An 18,372-nucleotide genomic window follows, 5' to 3' on the forward strand; every position below is an offset into this window, starting at 1 on the left:
TCACCCCGAGCAGGGCCGCCCCGGCGAGCGCGAGGAGCCGCTCCGCCGCGCCCCCGTATGCCGCCGGGACGACGACGAGCAGCACGAACACCACGACGAGCACGCCGCAGAGGGCGAAGACCGTTGTCGCCAGGGGCTTCCGCCCGGGCAGCCGGAGCATGGCGGCGGCCGTGAAGCAGCCGCCAACGAGCCCGATGGTGCTGAGGGTGCTGTCCAGCTGTCCGCCCGCGTTGGCCAGCTGGCTCGTCGACGTGCAGCCGGGATCGGCGAGGCGGCAGGCCAGCCGCTCGAACGGGGTGAGCAGGTCACCCAAGCCGAAGATCGACAGCGCGAGCAGGGCGCAGCCCAGCGTGGCCGGCCACCCTGCGGGCCGCAGGCTGGGCAGCAGCGCGAGGATCACGAAGGCGATCGTCGCCGCGCCGCACAGCGTGAGGACCACGACCATGCCGGCACCCGCCGGCGCGGTCACGGCATACATGTCGCTGATCGAGTGCGCGAGGACGCTGTAGCCCGCGCCCTGCCAGAACGGCGCGACGAGCAAGTATGCCGTAATGAGGACCTGTGCGCCGAGACCGACCCAGGCCCAGCGCGCTCGTGACTCGTCCATCGATCTCCGCCGTCCGTCAACGGGCGCGCACCACACGCCCTTCGTCCCAGACCGGCTCGGGTGCCTCGTAGACCCGGCCGTCCGCGCCGAAGACGAGGAAGCGGTCGAAGCCGCGAGCGAACCAGCGGTCGTGGGTGACCGCGACGACCGTACCGTCGAACGCGTCGAGACCCTCCTCGAGCGCCTGGGCCGAGTCGAGGTCGAGGTTGTCCGTGGGCTCGTCGAGCAGCAACAACGTCGCGCCGGAGAGCTCGAGCAGCAGGATCTGGAACCGCGCCTGCTGCCCTCCCGACAGCGACTCGAAGGTCTGCTCCGACGCGCGGGCCAGCTCGTAGCGGTCGAGCGCCCGGGCGGCCTGCTCGCGGGGCTTGCCGTCGCGGTGCTCGTCGCCGCGGTGCAGGATCTCGAGCAGGGTGCGCCCGAGCAGCGAGGGGTGCTCGTGGGTCTGGGCGAACCAGCCGGGCCGCACCCGCGACCCCAGCCGGACGACACCGGTGTGAGCGACGGTGGCGGGCAGCACGTCACCCACCGGTCGGTGCTCGACGTCGGGGTCGGACCCGCCCGCGGCCAGCAGCCGCAGGAAGTGGGACTTCCCCGAGCCGTTGGAGCCGAGCACGACCACCCTTTCGCCGTACCAGATCTCGAGGTCGAAGGGCTTCATCAGCCCGGTGAGCTCGAGCCGCTCGCTGATGACGGCCCGCTTGGCCGTGCGGCCACCCTGCAGGCGCATCTTCACGTTCTGCTGCATCGGCAGCGCCTCGGGCGGGCCGGCGTCGACGAAACGCGCCAGCCGGGTCTGGGCCGCCTGGTAGCGCGAGGCCATCGAGTCGTTGAACTTTGCCTTGTCCTTGTACATCTGCACCAGGGCCTTGAGCTTCACGTGCTCCTCGTCCCAGCGTCGACGCAGCTCCTCGAGCCGGGCGAAGCGGTCGACCCGGGCCTGGTGGTAGGTCTCGAAGCGCCCCGGGTGGACCCAGAGGACCGACCCCACCGCGCCCGGCTCGAGGGTCGCGACGCGGGTGGCGACCCGGTCGAGCAGCTCCCGGTCGTGGCTGACGAACAGTACCGTCTTGGGCGAGGCGATCAGCTGGTCCTCCAGCCACCGCTTGGCGGGCACGTCGAGGTAGTTGTCGGGCTCGTCGAGCAGCAGCACCTCCTCGGGGCCGCGGAGCAGGGACTCGAGCACGAGCCGCTTCTGCTCGCCGCCCGACAGGGTCGACACCTTGCGCCACTGGGCCTTCTCGTAGGGCACCCCGAGGGCGGCGATCGTGCAGACGTCCCAGAGGGTCTCCGCCTCGTAGCCCCCGGCGTCGCCCCAGTCGACCAGCGCCTGGGCGTAGTCCATCTGGACCTTCTCGGTGTCGAGCTCCATCATGGTCAGCTCGCTGCGGTCGACCTCAGCCGCCGCCCGGCGGATCTTCTCCGGGGCGACCGTCAGCAGCAGGTCGCGCACGGTCGAGTCGTCGCGCACCTTGCCGACGAACTGGCGCATGACGCCGAGGCCGCCGCTGCGGGTGACCGCCCCCTCGTGCGCCGTGAGGTCCCCGGCGATGATGCGGGTCAGCGTCGTCTTGCCGGTGCCGTTCGGGCCGATGAGGGCGACCTTCGCCCCCTCGCCGACGCGCAGGGAGACGTCGTTGAGCAGCGGCCGGCCGTCCGGCAGCGCATACGAGACGGAGTTGACGTCGACATGGCCCACGGGGTCCATCGTCCCAGTTGGACGGGCCCGGCGTCACACCGATTATCCGTCATCACCCTCACAACCTGCGGGGGGTCAGAGCAGGACGCGGCGGGTCCGGCCCTCCTCGGCACGGGCCGCGAGCCCGGCGTCGGGCGGGTAGGTGACCTCTTCGAGCGAGAGCCCGTGCGGGGGCATGACGACCAGCGCGGGATGGCGCGCCCGGCCGTGCTGCACGGCCGCCGGCCACTCGGGCGGGCGCCGGCCCTCGCCCACCTGGACGGCGGCGCCGACGAGGGCGCGCACCATCGAGCGGCAGAAGGCGTCGGCGACGACGGTCGCCTCGAGCACGCCGTCGCCCCGCCGGCGCCACGAGTAGTCGAGCAGAGTGCGCACCGTCGTCGCCCCCTCACGCCGCTGGCAGAAAGCGGCAAAGTCGTTGAGCCCCAACAGCATTCGGCTCGCCTCCTCCATCGCGTCGACGTCGAGCTGCTGCTTGAGCAGGACCGTCTCGTGGCGGCGCAAGGGGTCCCGGGTCGAGGAGGCATCGGCGATGCGGTAGCGGTAGCGGCGCGAGGTCGCCGAGAACCGGGCGTTGAATCCCGGGGCGGCGACGGCCACCCGGTGCACGGCGATGTCCGGCGGGAGTATGCCGCTCAGCCGCGTCAGGGCCGCGACCTCGGGCGTGCGGTCGGACCGGCCGGGAAGTGCCGCCCACCCGTCGGGGTCGACGTCGGCGTGGACGACCTGGCCGCGGGCGTGGACGCCGGCGTCGGTCCTCCCGGCCACCGTCAGCCGGACCGGCTGCTTCGCGCGCAGGATCGTCGTGAGCGCGGCCGACAGGGTGCCCTCGACCGTCCGCAGGGCCGGCTGGGCGGCCCAGCCACGGAACTGCGTCCCGTCGTAGCCGAGGTCGATCCGGACCCGGATCCGGCCGTCCGTCTCTGCCTCCGCCGCACCCCCTGCCGCCACGCCTTCCGCCGCCACGCCTCCCGCCGCCCTGTCACCACCCGCCATGATTCTCAGCGTAGTGACCCCCTCGTATGGGAGATTGCGGTGGTGACGTCGCTCCGTGCCCACCGCCTCGCGATCGCGGCGTCGTTCTTCGTCCAGGGGCTGCTCTTCATCAGCCTCACGACGCGCCTCCCCCGCTTCCAGCAGCGTTGGAGCCTCGGCGAGCTGGCGATCTCGGGGCTGCTGCTCATGGTCGTGCTCCTCGCCGGGGTCGGCTCCGTCCTCGCCGAGGCCGTGTCCGGCCGGCGGGACAGCGCGACCGCACTCCGGTTCGGGCTGGTCCTCGTCGCGGTCGGGATGGCCGTCCTCGCCGTCGCCCCGGCCATGGTCGTCTTCGTCGGCGGCCTGGCCGTCTACGGCGTGGGGCTCGGGATCGTCGACGCTGCGGGCAACATGCAGGCCGTCGCCCTCGAGCACCGTTACGAGCGGCCGATCCTGCCCTCGTTCTACGGTGCGTGGACGGCCGGCGGGGTGCTCGGCACCTTCGTGGCGATCGCCATCGCTTACCTCGACCTGCGGATCGGGCTCGCTCCGCTGGCCGTCCTCGGCATCGTCGCCGCGCTCGCTCCGCTGCTCACCGGAACGCACGACCTGGTCGCCTCCACCCCGAAGGCAGCCCTCCCATGGCGACGAATCTCGTTGCTGGGCCTCGCGATCGTGCTGTTCTACATGGTCGACACCGCCGCGACGACCTGGGGGCCGATCTTCCTGCGCGACACCTTCGCCGCCTCCGACCGGCTCGTGCCCGTCGCCACCCTCCCCTACCTCGTCGCCGCGCTCGTCGCCCGGTTCGCCGGCGACACCGTCGTAGCCCGCTTCGGCCCGGCGGCCGTCGTCTGCGCCGGCGGTGTGGTCGCCGCCCTCGGGCTGCTTGTGATCGTCACTGCCCCGTCACTCGTCGTCGCCGTCGTCGGCTTCACCGTCGTCGGGGCCGCCGCCGCGGTGATCGCACCGCTGAGCTTCTCGGCGGCCGCGGCCATCGGACGGGAGGGCGCCGACGGTGGATCAGCGGCCGACGACGCCGCCCGCCGGGCCCGCAGCGACCAGGTGATCGCGCGGTTCAACCAGTTCAACTACGTCGGGGCGCTGCTCGGCGCCGTCCTCACCGGGGTCGTCGGCGCCGGCACGCTGCGGATCGGCTTCGCCGTCCCCATGGTCCTCATCCTGGCGATCATCCCACTCGCGCGACAGTTCGCCGGCCCCTCCCGCCCCCGTTCCCGGATTGGGGTGAGAACGCGTCATCGGTGACGCGTTTTCACCTCAATCCGGGGGGCGTGGGGGTCAAGTGGCGGTGCGCTCGACCACGCCGCGCACGTATGCCGCCTGGCCGACGTGCTGGGTCACGTCACCGAGGACGCTGGAGACCCGGGCCAGGAGGGTGACCGGCGGGTCCCACCGCTCGTCGACGACGGTCGCCCACTCGTCAACGCCCACCGCGGCGAGGACGTCGGTCGTGCGGGCGTGCACCGCCGCGTGATAGCCCATCAGCAACTCTGCCGGCGCCCGCACGGCCGCCACGTCGTCCGACGACTGGCCGTAACCGACGGCAGCCACGTCGAACGGCAGGTCGAACCGCTCGGCGAAGCCCGCGGCATACACCTGGTCGGTCATCGTGTCCCAGCCCAGAGCGGCCGCGGCACCGGCGAGGTGGTCGTCCTGCACCCGGGTGAGGTGCCAGACCAGCCACGCGATGGTGTTGGCCTCGGGGTCGATCCGGTGGGTCAGCGCCGCCTCGACGAGCCCGTCGACTGCTGCGGAGACGAGGTCGGGCATTCGACCGAAGGCGTCCTGAAACACGCTCGTGGCATCCATGGCGGCGACGTTACCGTGGAGGGATGAACCGCCCCAGCCTGGCCGACGCCCTCGAGGACCGCCGCGCCGTGATGCGGGTCTTCGTCGATCCCGACGGCAGCCTGAAGAGCATGCCGACCAGGCTCCGCAAGCGCCTCGTCGTCCTCGACCACGTCGCCCGCAGCTTCGCCATCGGCGAGCAGTTCGACGAGTCCGAGGTCAACAACCGGCTGCGCGCCTTCCACCCCGACGTCGCCATGCTGCGCCGCTACCTCGTCGAGCAGGAGTTCCTCGAGCGGCGCGACGGGCGCTACTGGCGAGCGGGCGGCACGACCGACGTCTGACACGCACGACGCCCCCGCCCGGGTGAGCCGGGTGGGGGCGTCGCATATGCCGTGGGGCGACCTGAGGGCCTACTTGTCCTCGGTGGTCGCAGTCTCGTCGGCGGCCGACAAGTCCTGAGGGGCACCCTCTGTCTCGGCTGCTGCCTCGTCGACCTGAGCCTCGGTGACCGGAGCCTCCTCGACAGCAGCGTCCTCGACCTGCGCGTCCTCGGCGTCCTTGGTGGCCGCCGCGGCCTTCTTGCTCTCGTCCTGCTTGACCGCGCGCCGGGTCGCCGCCTCGGCCTCCTTGACGGTCGCCTTCTTGGCCGACATCGGCTCGCGGACGAGCTCGATCACGGCCATGGGGGCGTTGTCACCCTTGCGGGCGCCGATCTTGACGATGCGGGTGTAGCCGCCGGGACGCAGGTCCATGTCGGGCGCGATCTCCGTGAAGAGACGGTGCACGACACCCTTGTCGCGGACGACGGTGAGCACGCGGCGGCGGGAGTGCAGGTCGCCGCGCTTGGCGAAGGTGATCAGTCGCTCGGCCAGCGGACGCAGCCGCTTGGCTCGGGCCTCGGTGGTGGTGATCTGGTCGTGCTCGAACAGCGACGTGGCGAGGTTCGCCAGCATCAGTCGCTCGTGGGCCGGACCGCCCCCGAGACGGGGACCCTTGGTAGGGGTAGGCATGGTCGTTCTCCTGTTTCAGGATGGTTCAGGAACGTGCGAGGGGGGCGAGAACCGCTCAGAGCTGCTCGTCTTCGGCGAGGGCACGACCGTCGTCAGCGGCGTCGTACTCCTCGTCGTAGTCGTCGCCGTAGTTGTCGACGATGGCGCTCGGGTCGAACCCGGGCGGGCTGTCCTTGAGCGCCAGGCCCATCCCGACGAGCTTGGCCTTGACCTCGTCGATCGACTTCGCGCCGAAGTTGCGGATGTCGAGCAGGTCGGCCTCGCTGCGGCCCACGAGCTCACCCACGGTGTGGATGCCCTCGCGCTTGAGGCAGTTGTAGGACCGGACCGTGAGGTCGAGGTCCTCGATCGGCAGCGCCAGGTCGGCTGCGAGCGCGGCATCGGTCGGCGACGGGCCCATGTCGATGCCCTCGGCCTCGACGTTGAGCTCGCGCACCAGGCCGAACAGCTCGACCAGCGTCTTGCCGGCCGAGGCCATCGCGTCGCGCGGGGCCATCGAATTCTTGGTCTCGACGTCGAGGATGAGCTTGTCGAAGTCGGTGCGCTGCTCGACGCGGGTGGCCTCGACGGCATACTTCACCGCGAGGACCGGGCTGTAGATGGAGTCGACCGGGATCCGGCCGATCTCGGCGTCGCCGGCCTTGTTCTGCGCGGCAGAGACGTAGCCACGGCCACGCTCGACCGTCAGCTCCATCTCGATCTTGCCCTTGGCGTTGAGGGTGGCGACGTGCAGGTCGGGGTTGTGCACCTCGACACCGGCCGGCGGCGCGATGTCGGCGGCGGTGACGACGCCCGGGCCCTGCTTGCGCAGGTACATGACGACCGGCTCGTCGTGCTCCGAGGAGACGACGAGCGACTTGAGGTTGAGGATCAGCTCGGTGACGTCCTCCTTGCACCCCGAGACCGTCTGGAACTCGTGGAGGACCCCGTCGATGCGGATCGAGGTCACGGCGGCACCCGGGATGCTGGAGAGCAGGGTGCGCCGGAGGGTGTTGCCGAGCGTGTAGCCGAAGCCCGGCTCGAGCGGCTCGATGGTGAACCTCGAGCGGGAGTCGTTGACAACCTCTTCGGAGAGGACTGGACGCTGTGCGATGAGCACTGTTTTCTTCTTCCCCACGGGCGACCGCCATATGACGCCTCGTGAATGCCCGACGCCGAGGCGCCGGGCGGGAGCCACCCGCTCTGTACGGGGTGGCTCCCCGTGCTTGTCGTGCTGATCGTGCTGATCGTGCTGATCGTGCTGGTGGTGCATCCCGTATGCCGTGCCGCCGCCTTCGGTGCGATGAGGCACCTGCCATGCGAGCCGCATACGGGCCCTGCTGCGGGGGGCCGGAGCCCCCCGGAGGTTCAGTTCTTGGAGTAGAACTCGACGATGAGCTGCTCCGTGAGGATCGTGTCGATCTGCGCCCGGGTCGGCAGCTGGTGGATGAGGATCTGCAGCGAGCCCTCGACGACCTGCATCCACGCGGGGATGGGCCGGTCGCCGTAGGTCTGGCGGGCCAGCTCGAGCGGGAACGTCTTGACCGACTGCGCCCGCACCGTGATGATGTCGAACTGCTCGACGCGGTAGGACGGGACGTCGACGCGGTGGCCGTTGACCTCGAAGTGACCGTGGGTGACGAGCTGACGGGCAGCGCGGCGGGTGCGGGCGAGGCCCGCGCGGTAGACCACGTTGTCGAGACGCGACTCAAAGATGGTCAGCAGGTTGTCACCGGTCTTGCCGGGACGGTTGGCCGCTTCCTTGTAGTAGCGGACGAACTGCTTCTCCATGATCCCGTAGGTGAAGCGGGCCTTCTGCTTCTCCTGGAGCTGGGTCAGGTATTCCTTCTCCTGGATCCGGCGACGGCCGTGCTGGCCGGGCGGGAAGGGACGCAGGTCGAAGTTCTTGTCGCCGCCGACGAGGTCGACCTTCAGCCGACGGGACTTCTTGGTGATGGGGCCGGTGTACCGAGCCATGAGTTCTCTTGTCTCCTCAGTCTTCTCGGGGCGTCAGACGCGTCGGCGCTTGGACGGGCGGACACCGTTGTGCGGCGAGGGCGTGACGTCGTTGATCGCGCCGACCTCGAGGCCGGTGGCGGTCAGCGAGCGGATCGCGGTCTCACGACCGGAGCCGGGGCCCTTGACGAACACGTCGACCCGACGCATACCGTGCTCCATCGCCCGACGTGCAGCGGCCTCGGCGGCCATCTGCGCGGCGAACGGGGTGGACTTGCGCGAGCCCTTGAAGCCGACCTGACCGGCGGAGGCCCAGGCGATGACGTTGCCGGTGGGGTCCGTGATCGAGATGATCGTGTTGTTGAACGTGCTCTTGATGTGAGCGTGCCCGTGGGCGATGTTCTTCTTCTCCTTGCGGCGGACCTTCTTGGCGCCCGCGGCAGCCCTCTTCTGGGGAGGCATTACTTACCAACCTTCTTCTTGCCGGCCACGGTGCGCTTGGGGCCCTTGCGGGTCCGCGCGTTGGTCTTCGTGCGCTGTCCGCGCACCGGAAGGCCACGGCGGTGCCGGATCCCTTCGTAGGAGCCGATCTCGACCTTGCGGCGGATGTCGGCGGCGACCTCACGGCGGAGGTCACCCTCGATCTTGTAGCTGCCCTCGAGGAAGTCGCGGAGCTGGACCAGCTCCGCGTCCGTGAGGTCCTTGACGCGGGTATCGGGGCTGACCCCGGTCGCGGCCAGGGCCGCGTGCGAACGGGTGCGACCGACACCGAAGATGTAGGTCAGGGCGATCTCGACGCGCTTGTCGCGCGGAAGGTCGACACCAACGAGACGTGCCATGTGGTGGTACTCCTGTTTTTTTGGCTGACGGAGGTCTGGAGCGGTCACCGTTCCGGTGGAGCAGGGCCATCGCTGGTCCGCGCCGGCCCGCGAGGGGCCTTCCGGTCCGCGGCCTCCGCGCCGCGGGTGACGTCCTGCGTCGGCCGTTCGAGACGGACCGGGCGCAGGGGCCGGGTGACTGCTGGTCGTGCCTGTCGTGACTGGTCGTGCTGCTTCTGCGTCGTGCGGGAGTTCTGTCGATCCGTGCTGGCTCTGCTCAGCCCTGGCGCTGCTTGTGGCGCAGGTTCTCGCAGATGACCATGACCCGACCGTTGCGGCGGATCACCTTGCACTTCTCGCAGATCTTCTTGACGCTGGGCTGAACCTTCATCTGCCTGCTGTCTCTCGGATCTCGTGGTGGTGCGCTCAGCGGTAGCGGAAGACGATCCGGCCACGGTCGAGGTCATACGGCGAGAGCTCCACCACCACACGGTCCTCGGGGAGGATCCGGATGTAGTGCTGACGCATCTTGCCCGAGATGTGGGCGAGCACCTTGTGACCGTTGCTCAGCTCGACCCGGAACATTGCGTTCGGGAGAGCCTCGACGATCGTGCCCTCGATCTCGATGACACCGTCCTTCTTGGCCATGTCCTCCGTCAATCCGTTGAGTGCGTGCTCATGACAAGAAAAACGGGTGCCGGAGCACACGACACCCAACGGACGATCTTACGGCAGCCCCGGTGTCGGGACCTAATCCGTGACGCCCCGCCCGTTGACCAGCCAAAGAATCACCCCGAACGACCACTCGGAGGTGATTCTTTGGCAGGTCAGCCGGCCAGCGGAGCGTATGCCGCGCCGGCGGCCTCGAGCCGGGCCCGGCCGCCGTCGAGCGCCGTCAGCACCCAGAGGCCGGAGTCGGTGACCGCGACGGAGTTCTCCCAGTGGGCGGCCCGGGAGCCGTCGGTGGTGACGACCGTCCAGTCGTCGGCCAGCACGCGCGAGTCGGCCGAGCCCCAGGTCACCATCGGCTCGATGGCGCCGGTGAACCCGGACCGCACGACCGGACCGCGGTCGCGGACCCCGTAGTTGGGGATCTGCGGGTCCTCGTGCATCGTGCGGCCGATGCCGTGCCCGACGTAGTCCTCGACGATGCCGTAGTCGTGGCCCTGGGCCTCGCCCGAGGCGATGATGCTCGCCTCGACGGCGTCTCCCACGGCATACAGACGGGCACCGACGGCGAGGGCGGTGATGCCGGCCCACATGCCGTCCTGCGTCGTCGCGATGAGCTGCCGGTCGGCATCGGTGCCGGCGTCCGGGCCGCCGACGACGAGGCTCACCGCAGCGTCGCCGTTCCAGCCGTCGACATCGGCGCCGCAGTCGATCGAGAGCAGGTCACCGTCCCGCAGGACCCGACCACCCGGTATGCCGTGGACGATCTCGTCGTTGACGCTCGTGCAGAGGGTGTGCGAGTAGCCCGGCACGAGCTGGAAGTTGGGGATGCCGCCGTGCGCCCGGATGAAGTCCTCGGCGAGCACGTCGAGGTCGAGGGTGGTCAGCCCGTCCCGGCACTCTCGCTCGAGCAGCTCGAGGGTCTGCCCGACGAGCAGCCCCGCCGTGCGCATGAGCAGGACCTGCTCCGTGGTCTTTCCCGGCGTCTGTCGACGACCGAACATCACGCCGTCCCGAACATCACGCCACGGTGCCGGCGCGCAGCCCGTCGATCGCCTCGACCAGCCGCGAAGTCACCTCGTCGACCTCGCCCATGCCGTCGACCTCGGCGACGAGGCCACGCTCGCGGTAGAGCGCGAGCAGCGGTGCCGTCTCCGTGGTGTAGAGCGCCTGGCGGTCGCGGATGACGTCCTCGGTGTCGTCGGAGCGCCCGTCGACGGAGGCGCGCTTGAGCAGCCGCTCGACGACGGCGTCCTCGTCGACGGTCAGCTGGACGACCCCGTCGAGGGGGTGGTCGCCGAGCGCCCCGTCGAGGAAGTCGACCTGACCCGTCGTGCGGGGATAGCCGTCGAGCAGGAACCCGTTGGCGGCGTCGTCCCAGGTCAGTCGGTCGCTGACGATCTCGTTGGTGACCTCGTCGGGCACGTAGCCGCCGGCGGCGAGGATGGCCTCGACCTGCTGGCCGAGCTCCGTCCTGTTCTTGATGTTGGCCCGGAAGATGTCACCGGTGGAGATCGCGGGGATCGCGTACTTCTCCGCGATCCGGGTGGCCTGGGTGCCCTTGCCGGCGCCCGGCGGACCCATGATGATCAGGCGCATCGGGTGTGTCACCGAAGGAACCCCTCGTAGTGTCGCTGCTGGAGCTGAGCCTGGATCTGCTTCACCGTCTCGAGCCCGACACCCACGATGATCAGGATCGACGTGCCACCGAACGGGAAGTTCTGGTTGGCGCCGACGGCCTGCAGGGCGATGAGCGGGATCAGCGAGATCACGGCCAGGTAGATGGCACCCGGAACGGTGATCCGGGTCAGGACGTAGTCGAGGTACTCAGCCGTGGGTCGCCCGGCGCGGATACCGGGGATGAAGCCCCCGTACTTCTTCATGTTGTCCGAGACCTCGACGGGGTTGAACGTGATCGAGACGTAGAAGAAGGTGAAGAAGAGGATGAGCAGCGTGTAGAGGAGCATGTAGCTCCAGTGGTCGCTGCGGGTGAGGTTGTTGGAGATCCACTGCACCCAGCCCGGCGCCGGGGTGCCGTTCTGGGGGGTGTTGAACTGCGCCACGAGGGCGGGCAGCGACAGCAGCGAGCTCGCGAAGATGACGGGGATGACGCCGGCCATGTTGACCTTGAGCGGGATGTAGGTGGCGCTGCCGCCATACATCCGCCGGCCGACCTGGCGCTTGGCGTACTGCACCGGCACCCGCCGCTGCGACTGCTCGACGAAGATGACCGCGGCCATGATGACGAAGCCGAGCAGGATGATGCCGATGAAGACGTCCCAACGGCCGTCCTTCTGCTGGATCGCCCACAGCGAGGTGGGGAAGCCCGAGGCGATCGAGGTGAAGATCAGGACGGACATGCCGTTGCCGATGCCGTGGTCGGTGAGCAGCTCGCCCATCCACATGATCAGGCCGGTGCCGGCCGTCAGCGTGAGGACCATGATGACGATGGTCGGGACGCTCTGGTCGTTCATGATCGAGGTACAGCCCGGGCCGAAGATCTGCTGCGGGTTGCGCGCGAAGGTGATCAGCGTCGAGCTCTGCAGGATGGCCAGGCCGATGGTGAGGTAGCGGGTGTACTGGGTCAGCTTGGTCTGCCCCGACTGGCCCTCCTTCTTCAGGACCTCGAACCGCGGGATCACCACCGTCAGCAGCTGGATGATGATGCTCGCCGTGATGTAGGGCATGATCCCCAGCGCGAAGATCGACAGCTGCAGCAGCGCCCCACCGCTGAACAGGTTGGCCAGACCGATGAACCCGGACTGCGGGTCGGCCGCCGCGAGGCAGGTGCGCACCTTGGAGTAGGCCACGCCCGGCGTCGGGACGGAGGTCCCCAGCCGGTAGATCGCGATGATGAAGAGCGTGAACAACAGCTTCTTGCGCAGGTCGGGCGTCTTGAACGCACGAACGAAACCGGAAAGCACTGATCCTCCTGGTGTCGCGCGGAGCGCGACCTGAGCAGTGGCAAGTGGGGACCCGTACGGAAAGGTGCGGGCTCAACTCCGCGAGAATACCTGTTCTGCTGGTATGCGTGTGGCCGACGCCCCTCCTCGGGGCGCCGGCCGCACGGCATACGGGCGCTGGACGGCGCCTGGGTCAGACAGGGATCAGGACACGGACCTCAGAGCGTCGTGACCGATCCGCCGGCCGCTTCGATCTTGTCCTTGGCCGAGGCCGAGAACTTGTGGACCGTGACGGCGACCGTGACGCCGAGGTCGCCGGTGCCGAGCACCTTGACGGGCTCGCCGTCGCGAACCGCGCCCTTGGCCACGAGGCTCTCCACCGTCACGTCCCCACCATCGGGGTAGAGCGCCGTGATGCGGTCGAGGTTCACGACCTGGTAGACGACGCGGAACGGGTTCTTGAACCCGCGCAGCTTCGGGAGCCGCATGTGCAGCGGCATCTGGCCACCCTCGAACCCGGCCGGGACCTGGTAGCGGGCCTTCGTGCCCTTGGTGCCACGACCGGCGGTCTTGCCCTTGGAGCCCTCGCCGCGACCCACGCGGGTCTTGGCGGTCTTGGCTCCCGGGGCGGGACGCAGATGGTGGATGCGCAGCGGCGAGGCGGCCTCGGCCGTCTGGCTGCCCGTGCTCTTCTTGTCAATGCTGGCCATGATCAGTCAACCTCCTCGACGGCGACCAGGTGGACGACCGTCTTGACCATCCCGCGGATCTCGGGACGGTCCTCCTTGACGACGACGTCGCCGATGCGTTTCAGACCGAGGGTGCGCAGCGTCTCGCGGTGGTTGCGCTTGCCCCCGATCTCGGACCGTGTCTGGGTCACCTTCAGCCGCGCCATCAGGAACCGCCCCGCAGTGCGTCGGCCTTCTCCTGGATGCCGGCGGCCTGCGCCCGCAGCATGGCGGCCGGAGCGACGTGCTCCAGCGGCAGCCCACGACGGGCAGCAACTTCCTCCGGACGCTCGAGACCCTTCAGGGCAGCGCGCGTGGCGTGGACGATGTTGATCGCGTTGGACGACCCGAGCGACTTGCTGAGGACGTCGTGCACACCGGCGCACTCGAGCACCGCGCGCACCGGGCCACCGGCGATGACGCCGGTACCGGGGGACGCGGGGCGGAGCATGACGACGCCGGCGGCGGCCTCACCCTGGACCGGGTGCGGGATCGTGCCCTGGATTCGGGGGACCTTGAAGAAGTCCTTCTTGGCCTCCTCGACGCCCTTCGCGATCGCGGCGGGCACCTCCTTGGCCTTGCCGTAGCCGACACCGACGGTGCCGTCACCGTCGCCGACGACGACGAGGGCGGTGAAGCTGAAGCGACGACCACCCTTGACGACCTTGGCCACGCGGTTGATGGTCACGACGCGCTCGATGTACTGGCTCTTCTCGGCGGCTGAGTCACGGCCGCGGCCACCGTCGCGACGGTCGCCCCCACCGCGGCGGTCGCCGCGCTCGCCTGCGGCGCCGGTGCCGGTGGTGGAGCCGGTGGCTCCTCGACGCTGGGGTCCGGGCATCAGATGTTCCTCGTCTCGATCTTCACGTGCATGGGGTGGTTCGCGTTCACAGGGACAGACCGCCCTCGCGCGCACCGTCCGCGATCGCGGCGACGCGACCGTGGTACTTGTTGCCGCCGCGGTCGAAGACGACCGCGTCGACGCCGGCCTGCTTGGCGCGCTCGGCGACGAGCTCTCCGACCCGCTTGGCCTTGGCCGTCTTGTCACCCTCGAGGGTGCGCAGGTCCGCCTCCATCGTGGAGGCGGACGCCACGGTCCGGCCGAGGGTGTCGTCGACGACCTGGACGAACAGGTGGCGGCTGCTGCGGGAGACGACCAGGCGGGGACGCTCGGCGGTGCCGCTGATCTTCTTGCGACCACGCGCCTGACGACGGATCCGCGCGTCGGTCTTGCTCTTGCCGCGCTTGATGACCATCTTGTTGCCTGCCATGGCTTACTTACCGGCCTTTCCGACCTTGCGACGAATGTGCTCCCCCGCATACCGCACGCCCTTGCCCTTGTAGGGGTCGGGCTTGCGGAGCTTGCGGATGTTGGCGGCCACCTCGCCGACCTGCTGCTTGTCGATCCCCTGGACCGAGAAGCGGGTGGGGTTCTCGACGGTGAACGAGATGCCCGTAGGCGCCTCGACGGTGATCGAGTGGCTGTAACCGAGCGAGAACTCGAGGTTGGAGCCCCTGGCCGCGACGCGGTAGCCGGTGCCGTGGATCTCGAGCTTCTTCTCGTAGCCCTCGGTGACGCCGAGGACCATGTTGTGGATCAACGAGCGGGTGAGGCCGTGCAGCGAGCGCGAGGCGCGCTCGTCGTCGGGGCGCTTGACCTCGACGATGCCGTCCTCGCCGCGGTCCACGGTGATGGGGGTGGGCACCATGAGGTCGAGGCTGCCCTTGGGGCCCTTGACCGTGACGGCCTGGCCGGCGATGGTGACGTCGACGCCCGAGGGGACGGGGACAGGGAGTCGTCCGATTCGCGACATGTCTTTTCTCCCTTACCAGACGTAGGCGAGGACTTCCCCGCCCACTCCCTTTTTGGCCGCCTGCTTGTCGGTCAACAAACCGGACGACGTGGAAATGATGGCAACGCCGAGACCACCGAGCACCCGCGGGAGGTTGGTCGATTTGGCGTAGACGCGCAGGCCCGGCTTGGAGACGCGTCGCACTCCGGCGATGGAGCGCTCACGGTTCGGGCCGTACTTGAGGTCGATGGTCAGCGTGGAGCCGACCTCGGCCTCCTCGATCTTCCAGCCGCCGATGTAGCCCTCGGCCTGGAGGATCTCGGCGATGTGGGACTTCAGCTTCGAGAACGGCATGGACACGTCGTCGTGGTGCGCCGAGTTGGCGTTCCGGACGCGGGTCAGCATGTCCGCAATCGGGTCAGTCATCGTCATGTGGGCTCTAGCCCTTCCTCACCGCGGTTTCCTTCAGGCCGGTATGCCGGCCACGGACCTACGGTGTTGTGTGGTGCAGGTGGGTGTGGGGTGGTGCCAGGAGCGTGGGTTACCACGAGCTCTTCGTCACGCCGGGGAGCTCGCCCCGGTGGGCCATCTCCCGGAGGCAGATCCGGCAGAGGCCGAACTTGCGGTAGACGGAGTGGGGCCGACCGCAGCGCTGGCAGCGGGTGTAGCCGCGGACCTTGAACTTCGGCTTGGCGTTCGCCTTGTTGACCAGGGCGGTCTTGGCCATGTCAGTTCTCCTTGAAGGGGAAGCCGAGCTGCTTGAGCAGGGCACGGCCTTCGTCGTCGTTCGTCGCGGTGGTCACCACGGTGATGTCCATGCCCCGGACCCGGTCGATCCGGTCCTGGTCGATCTCGTGGAACATCGACTGCTCGTTCAGACCGAAGGTGTAGTTGCCCAGGCCGTCGAACTGCTTGGGCGAGAGGCCGCGGAAGTCGCGGATGCGCGGGAGGGCGATCGAGACGAGGCGGTCGAGGAACTCCCACATCCGGTCGCCGCGCAGCGTGGTGTGCGCACCGATCGGCATCCCCTCGCGCAGCTTGAACTGGGCGATGGACTTGCGGGCCTTCGTGACGATCGGCTTCTGGCCGGTGATCGCCTCGAGGTCGCGCACCGCGCCCTCGATCAGCTTGCTGTCCTTGGCCGCGTCGCCGACACCCATGTTGACGACGACCTTGACGACTCCGGGCACCTGCATGGTGTTGGCGTAGCCGAACTCGTCGCGCAGGGCAGGCTTGATCTCGTCCTGGTAGCGCGTCTTGAGGCGCGGCTTCGCCAGCGGCGTGGTGGTGGTGATCGTGTCAGTCATCAGAGGTCCTTACCGGAGCGCACGGATACGCGGGTACGCGTCGCCTTGAGACGGCCGTCGCGCTCCACCATCTCCACCCGCATCCGGATGCGGGTCGGCTTCTTCGAGTCGGGGTCGACGATCGCGACGTTGCTCACGTGGATCGGCGCCTCGGTGTGGACGAGCCCACCGGTGCGCGTGCCCCGGTCGCTCGCGCCGGCCTTGACGTGCTTGGTGACGCGGTTGACGCCCTCGACGAGCACGCGGCCCGCCTCGGGATAGACCGCGATGACCTTGCCCTGCTTGCCTCGGTCGCCGCCGTGCTTCTGCGAACGACCGGAGACGACCTGGACGAGGTCACCCTTCTTGATCTTCATCTTCACGGTCCCAGCCATGGTCAGAGCACCTCCGGAGCCAGCGAGATGATCTTCATGAACTTCTTCTCGCGCAGCTCGCGGCCCACCGGGCCGAAGATGCGCGTGCCACGGGGGTCACCGTCGGCCTTGAGGATCACTGCGGCGTTCTCGTCGAACTTGATGTAGGACCCGTCCGGCCGGCGGCGCTCCTTGACGGTGCGCACGATGACGGCCTTGACGACGTCACCGGACTTGACGTTGCCACCGGGGATCGCGTCCTTGACGGTGGCGACGATGGTGTCTCCGATACCGGCATACCGGCGTCCGGAGCCACCGAGGACCCGGATGCACAGGATCTCCTTGGCACCGGTGTTGTCCGCGACGCGCAGTCGCGACTCCTGCTGAATCACTTGGCCTTCTCCAGAATCTCCACGAGGCGCCAGCGCTTGGTGGCCGACAGCGGACGGGTCTCCATGATGAGGACGCGGTCACCGGTGGTGGCACCGTTGGCCTCGTCGTGCACCTTGACCTTGCTGCTGCGTCGCAGGACCTTGCCGTAGAGCGGGTGCTTGACCCGGTCCTCGACCTCGACCACGACGGTCTTGTCCATCTTGTCGCTCACGACGTAGCCCTGGCGGGTCTTGCGGTCCTTGCGGTCCGACTGCTCGTCCTGCGCGGACACCGACACGTCGGTGTCCTGCGGGCTGATCTCGTTGTCACTCATGCTTCGTCCTCGCTGGCGCTCTTCTGAGCCTTCTTGTCGGCCTTCTTGTCGGCCTTCTTCTCAGCCTTGTCGGCCTTCTCGCTCTTGTCCGGCACGGCAGCCTTCGCCGGGGCCGGGGGGAGCCCGATGCCGAGCTCGCGCTCACGCATCTCGGTATAGATCCGGGAGATGTCCTTGCGGACGGCGCGCAGCCGACCGTGTTGTCCAGCTGCCCGGTGGCGGACTGGAAGCGCAGGTTGAACAGCTCTTCCTTGGCCTTGCGCAGCTCGTCGACAAGACGATCGTCGTCGAGTCCGCGCAGGCTGTCGGACGCGAGGTCCTTGGTCCCGACTGCCATCAGAAGTCACCACCCTCACGCCGCACGAAACGGCACTTCATGGGGAGCTTGTGCATCGCGAGGCGCATCGCCTCGCGGGCCACCGACTCCGGGACGCCCGAGACCTCGAACATGACGCGGCCGGGCTTGATGTTGGCGATCCACCACTCGGGCGAACCCTTGCCGGAACCCATCCGGGTCTCGGCCGGCTTCTTGGTCAGCGGGCGGTCCGGGTAGATGTTGATCCAGACCTTGCCGCCACGCTTCATGTGGCGGGTCATCGCGATACGGGCCGACTCGATCTGCCGGTTCGTGACGTAGGCGGGTTCGAGCGCCTGGACGCCGAAGTCGCCGAACGCGATCGTGGTGCCGCCCGTGGCAGCGCCCGAACGACCGGGGTGGTGCTGCTTACGGTGCTTGACTCGACGGGGAATCAACATGGTCAGGCCTGCGCATTCTCGGTGCTGGCCGCGGCGGGTGCTGCGGCAGCGGACTCGGACGTGGTGCCCGTGGCGGGAGCGTCGGCCGTCGGAGCCTCGGAGGGCTGGTCGGCCGGCGCGTCGCGGCGGGCGCGGGTGGGACGCTCGGCGCCGTCACGACGCGGGCCACGGGGGGCGCGCGGCGCAGCGGCCTGCTGCTGGGCGAGCTCACGTGCGGTGACGTCGCCCTTGTAGATCCACACCTTCACGCCGATGCGACCGAACGTCGTGCGGGCCTCGTAGAAGCCGTAGTCGATGTTGG

Annotated in this window: 28 protein-coding genes and 2 pseudogenes; 2 read left to right on the forward strand and 28 right to left on the reverse strand. The window is 69.1% G+C overall.

Going from position 1 to position 18,372, the window contains the following annotated elements; all coding sequences use genetic code 11:
- From Q0R63_RS18390 to truA, 3 genes are all read right to left on the reverse strand, one after another.
- On the reverse strand, positions 1 to 607 hold a 607-nt coding region (locus Q0R63_RS18390; RefSeq protein ID WP_295700569.1), incomplete at its 3' end, for a hypothetical protein.
- A gap of 16 nt (positions 608 to 623) precedes the next feature.
- Complete coding sequence (locus Q0R63_RS18395) at positions 624 to 2,306, reverse strand: ATP-binding cassette domain-containing protein (protein WP_295700572.1); 1,683 nt, start codon at positions 2,304 to 2,306, stop codon at positions 624 to 626.
- A 75-nt stretch (positions 2,307 to 2,381) separates the two neighbouring features.
- On the reverse strand, positions 2,382 to 3,215 hold the full coding sequence (gene truA / locus Q0R63_RS18400; protein ID WP_295700641.1) for a tRNA pseudouridine(38-40) synthase TruA: 834 nt from the start codon (positions 3,213 to 3,215) through the stop codon (positions 2,382 to 2,384).
- Between the two features lie 129 nt (positions 3,216 to 3,344).
- Between truA and Q0R63_RS18405 the strand changes: the two genes are divergently transcribed.
- Entirely contained in the window at positions 3,345 to 4,547 is a 1,203-nt protein-coding gene (locus tag Q0R63_RS18405; protein WP_295700575.1) for an MFS transporter, read from the forward strand.
- A 33-nt stretch (positions 4,548 to 4,580) separates the two neighbouring features.
- On the opposite strand, the gene Q0R63_RS18410 is transcribed toward Q0R63_RS18405, so the two are convergent.
- A complete protein-coding gene (locus Q0R63_RS18410; protein WP_295700578.1) occupies positions 4,581 to 5,111 on the reverse strand; it encodes a DUF664 domain-containing protein in 531 nt (176 codons plus the stop codon).
- Positions 5,112 to 5,134: 23 nt separating this feature from the next.
- Here Q0R63_RS18410 and Q0R63_RS18415 point away from each other — a divergent pair, with 23 nt between their 5' ends.
- Positions 5,135 to 5,434, forward strand: coding sequence for a DUF2087 domain-containing protein (locus tag Q0R63_RS18415; RefSeq protein WP_295700582.1), 300 nt, complete (start codon positions 5,135 to 5,137; stop codon positions 5,432 to 5,434).
- A gap of 69 nt (positions 5,435 to 5,503) precedes the next feature.
- Here Q0R63_RS18415 and rplQ read toward each other — a convergent pair whose 3' ends face one another.
- The 24 genes and pseudogenes from rplQ to Q0R63_RS18535 all read right to left on the reverse strand — a co-directional run.
- Entirely contained in the window at positions 5,504 to 6,103 is a 600-nt protein-coding gene (gene rplQ / locus Q0R63_RS18420; RefSeq protein WP_295700584.1) for a 50S ribosomal protein L17, read from the reverse strand.
- Positions 6,104 to 6,158: 55 nt separating this feature from the next.
- On the reverse strand, positions 6,159 to 7,202 hold the full coding sequence (locus tag Q0R63_RS18425; RefSeq protein ID WP_295700587.1) for a DNA-directed RNA polymerase subunit alpha: 1,044 nt from the start codon (positions 7,200 to 7,202) through the stop codon (positions 6,159 to 6,161).
- Between the two features lie 248 nt (positions 7,203 to 7,450).
- The gene (gene rpsD, locus Q0R63_RS18430) at positions 7,451 to 8,059 is read right to left on the reverse strand and encodes a 30S ribosomal protein S4 (protein WP_295700590.1); all 609 of its coding nucleotides are present in this window, start codon (positions 8,057 to 8,059) and stop codon (positions 7,451 to 7,453) included.
- Positions 8,060 to 8,092: 33 nt separating this feature from the next.
- On the reverse strand, positions 8,093 to 8,500 hold the full coding sequence (gene rpsK / locus Q0R63_RS18435; protein ID WP_295700593.1) for a 30S ribosomal protein S11: 408 nt from the start codon (positions 8,498 to 8,500) through the stop codon (positions 8,093 to 8,095).
- Positions 8,500 to 8,877: a 30S ribosomal protein S13 gene (rpsM, locus tag Q0R63_RS18440; protein ID WP_295700596.1), complete on the reverse strand. Its 378-nt coding sequence runs from the start codon at positions 8,875 to 8,877 to the stop codon at positions 8,500 to 8,502. Before rpsM ends, rpsK begins: the two co-directional genes overlap by 1 nt.
- A gap of 256 nt (positions 8,878 to 9,133) precedes the next feature.
- On the reverse strand, positions 9,134 to 9,247 hold the full coding sequence (rpmJ, locus tag Q0R63_RS18445; RefSeq protein WP_003938068.1) for a 50S ribosomal protein L36: 114 nt from the start codon (positions 9,245 to 9,247) through the stop codon (positions 9,134 to 9,136).
- Positions 9,248 to 9,282: 35 nt separating this feature from the next.
- Entirely contained in the window at positions 9,283 to 9,504 is a 222-nt protein-coding gene (infA, locus tag Q0R63_RS18450) for a translation initiation factor IF-1 (protein ID WP_141846521.1), read from the reverse strand.
- A gap of 179 nt (positions 9,505 to 9,683) precedes the next feature.
- Entirely contained in the window at positions 9,684 to 10,529 is an 846-nt protein-coding gene (gene map, locus Q0R63_RS18455) for a type I methionyl aminopeptidase (protein WP_295700605.1), read from the reverse strand.
- Positions 10,530 to 10,545: 16 nt separating this feature from the next.
- Positions 10,546 to 11,124, reverse strand: a complete 579-nt coding sequence (locus tag Q0R63_RS18460; protein WP_295700644.1) for an adenylate kinase — start codon at positions 11,122 to 11,124, stop codon at positions 10,546 to 10,548.
- 8 nt (positions 11,125 to 11,132) lie between these two features.
- Positions 11,133 to 12,449 (reverse strand): preprotein translocase subunit SecY, encoded by a 1,317-nt coding sequence (gene secY, locus Q0R63_RS18465; RefSeq protein ID WP_295700607.1) that lies wholly within the window; start codon positions 12,447 to 12,449, stop codon positions 11,133 to 11,135.
- 197 nt (positions 12,450 to 12,646) lie between these two features.
- Positions 12,647 to 13,138: a 50S ribosomal protein L15 gene (gene rplO, locus Q0R63_RS18470; RefSeq protein WP_295700609.1), complete on the reverse strand. Its 492-nt coding sequence runs from the start codon at positions 13,136 to 13,138 to the stop codon at positions 12,647 to 12,649.
- A gap of 2 nt (positions 13,139 to 13,140) precedes the next feature.
- Positions 13,141 to 13,323, reverse strand: a complete 183-nt coding sequence (gene rpmD / locus Q0R63_RS18475; RefSeq protein WP_295700612.1) for a 50S ribosomal protein L30 — start codon at positions 13,321 to 13,323, stop codon at positions 13,141 to 13,143.
- Entirely contained in the window at positions 13,323 to 13,997 is a 675-nt protein-coding gene (rpsE, locus tag Q0R63_RS18480; RefSeq protein ID WP_295700614.1) for a 30S ribosomal protein S5, read from the reverse strand. The genes rpmD and rpsE overlap by 1 nt, the downstream gene beginning before the upstream one ends.
- Positions 13,998 to 14,043: 46 nt before the next feature.
- The gene (gene rplR / locus Q0R63_RS18485) at positions 14,044 to 14,427 is read right to left on the reverse strand and encodes a 50S ribosomal protein L18 (RefSeq protein WP_295700617.1); all 384 of its coding nucleotides are present in this window, start codon (positions 14,425 to 14,427) and stop codon (positions 14,044 to 14,046) included.
- A gap of 3 nt (positions 14,428 to 14,430) precedes the next feature.
- Entirely contained in the window at positions 14,431 to 14,970 is a 540-nt protein-coding gene (gene rplF / locus Q0R63_RS18490) for a 50S ribosomal protein L6 (protein ID WP_295700619.1), read from the reverse strand.
- A 12-nt stretch (positions 14,971 to 14,982) separates the two neighbouring features.
- A complete protein-coding gene (gene rpsH / locus Q0R63_RS18495) occupies positions 14,983 to 15,381 on the reverse strand; it encodes a 30S ribosomal protein S8 (RefSeq protein WP_295700622.1) in 399 nt (132 codons plus the stop codon).
- Between the two features lie 109 nt (positions 15,382 to 15,490).
- The gene (locus Q0R63_RS18500) at positions 15,491 to 15,676 is read right to left on the reverse strand and encodes a type Z 30S ribosomal protein S14 (protein ID WP_295700625.1); all 186 of its coding nucleotides are present in this window, start codon (positions 15,674 to 15,676) and stop codon (positions 15,491 to 15,493) included.
- Between the two features lies 1 nt (position 15,677).
- Entirely contained in the window at positions 15,678 to 16,256 is a 579-nt protein-coding gene (gene rplE / locus Q0R63_RS18505) for a 50S ribosomal protein L5 (protein WP_295700627.1), read from the reverse strand.
- Positions 16,256 to 16,630: a 50S ribosomal protein L24 gene (gene rplX / locus Q0R63_RS18510; protein WP_295700631.1), complete on the reverse strand. Its 375-nt coding sequence runs from the start codon at positions 16,628 to 16,630 to the stop codon at positions 16,256 to 16,258. Before rplX ends, rplE begins: the two co-directional genes overlap by 1 nt.
- Positions 16,631 to 16,632: 2 nt before the next feature.
- Complete coding sequence (gene rplN, locus Q0R63_RS18515; RefSeq protein ID WP_295700634.1) at positions 16,633 to 17,001, reverse strand: 50S ribosomal protein L14; 369 nt, start codon at positions 16,999 to 17,001, stop codon at positions 16,633 to 16,635.
- Positions 16,998 to 17,315, reverse strand: coding sequence for a 30S ribosomal protein S17 (rpsQ, locus tag Q0R63_RS18520; RefSeq protein WP_295700636.1), 318 nt, complete (start codon positions 17,313 to 17,315; stop codon positions 16,998 to 17,000). The genes rplN and rpsQ overlap by 4 nt, the downstream gene beginning before the upstream one ends.
- Positions 17,312 to 17,652: pseudogene (gene rpmC / locus Q0R63_RS18525) on the reverse strand (50S ribosomal protein L29). The gene rpsQ and the pseudogene rpmC overlap by 4 nt, the downstream one beginning before the upstream one ends.
- A complete protein-coding gene (rplP, locus tag Q0R63_RS18530; RefSeq protein WP_295700639.1) occupies positions 17,652 to 18,071 on the reverse strand; it encodes a 50S ribosomal protein L16 in 420 nt (139 codons plus the stop codon). Before rplP ends, rpmC begins: the two are co-directional and overlap by 1 nt.
- A 2-nt stretch (positions 18,072 to 18,073) precedes the next feature.
- Positions 18,074 to 18,372 (reverse strand): annotated as a pseudogene (locus Q0R63_RS18535) (30S ribosomal protein S3); the annotation flags it as partial.

Source organism: Lapillicoccus sp. (assembly GCF_025353065.1).
GTDB lineage: Bacteria > Actinomycetota > Actinomycetes > Actinomycetales > Dermatophilaceae > Lapillicoccus.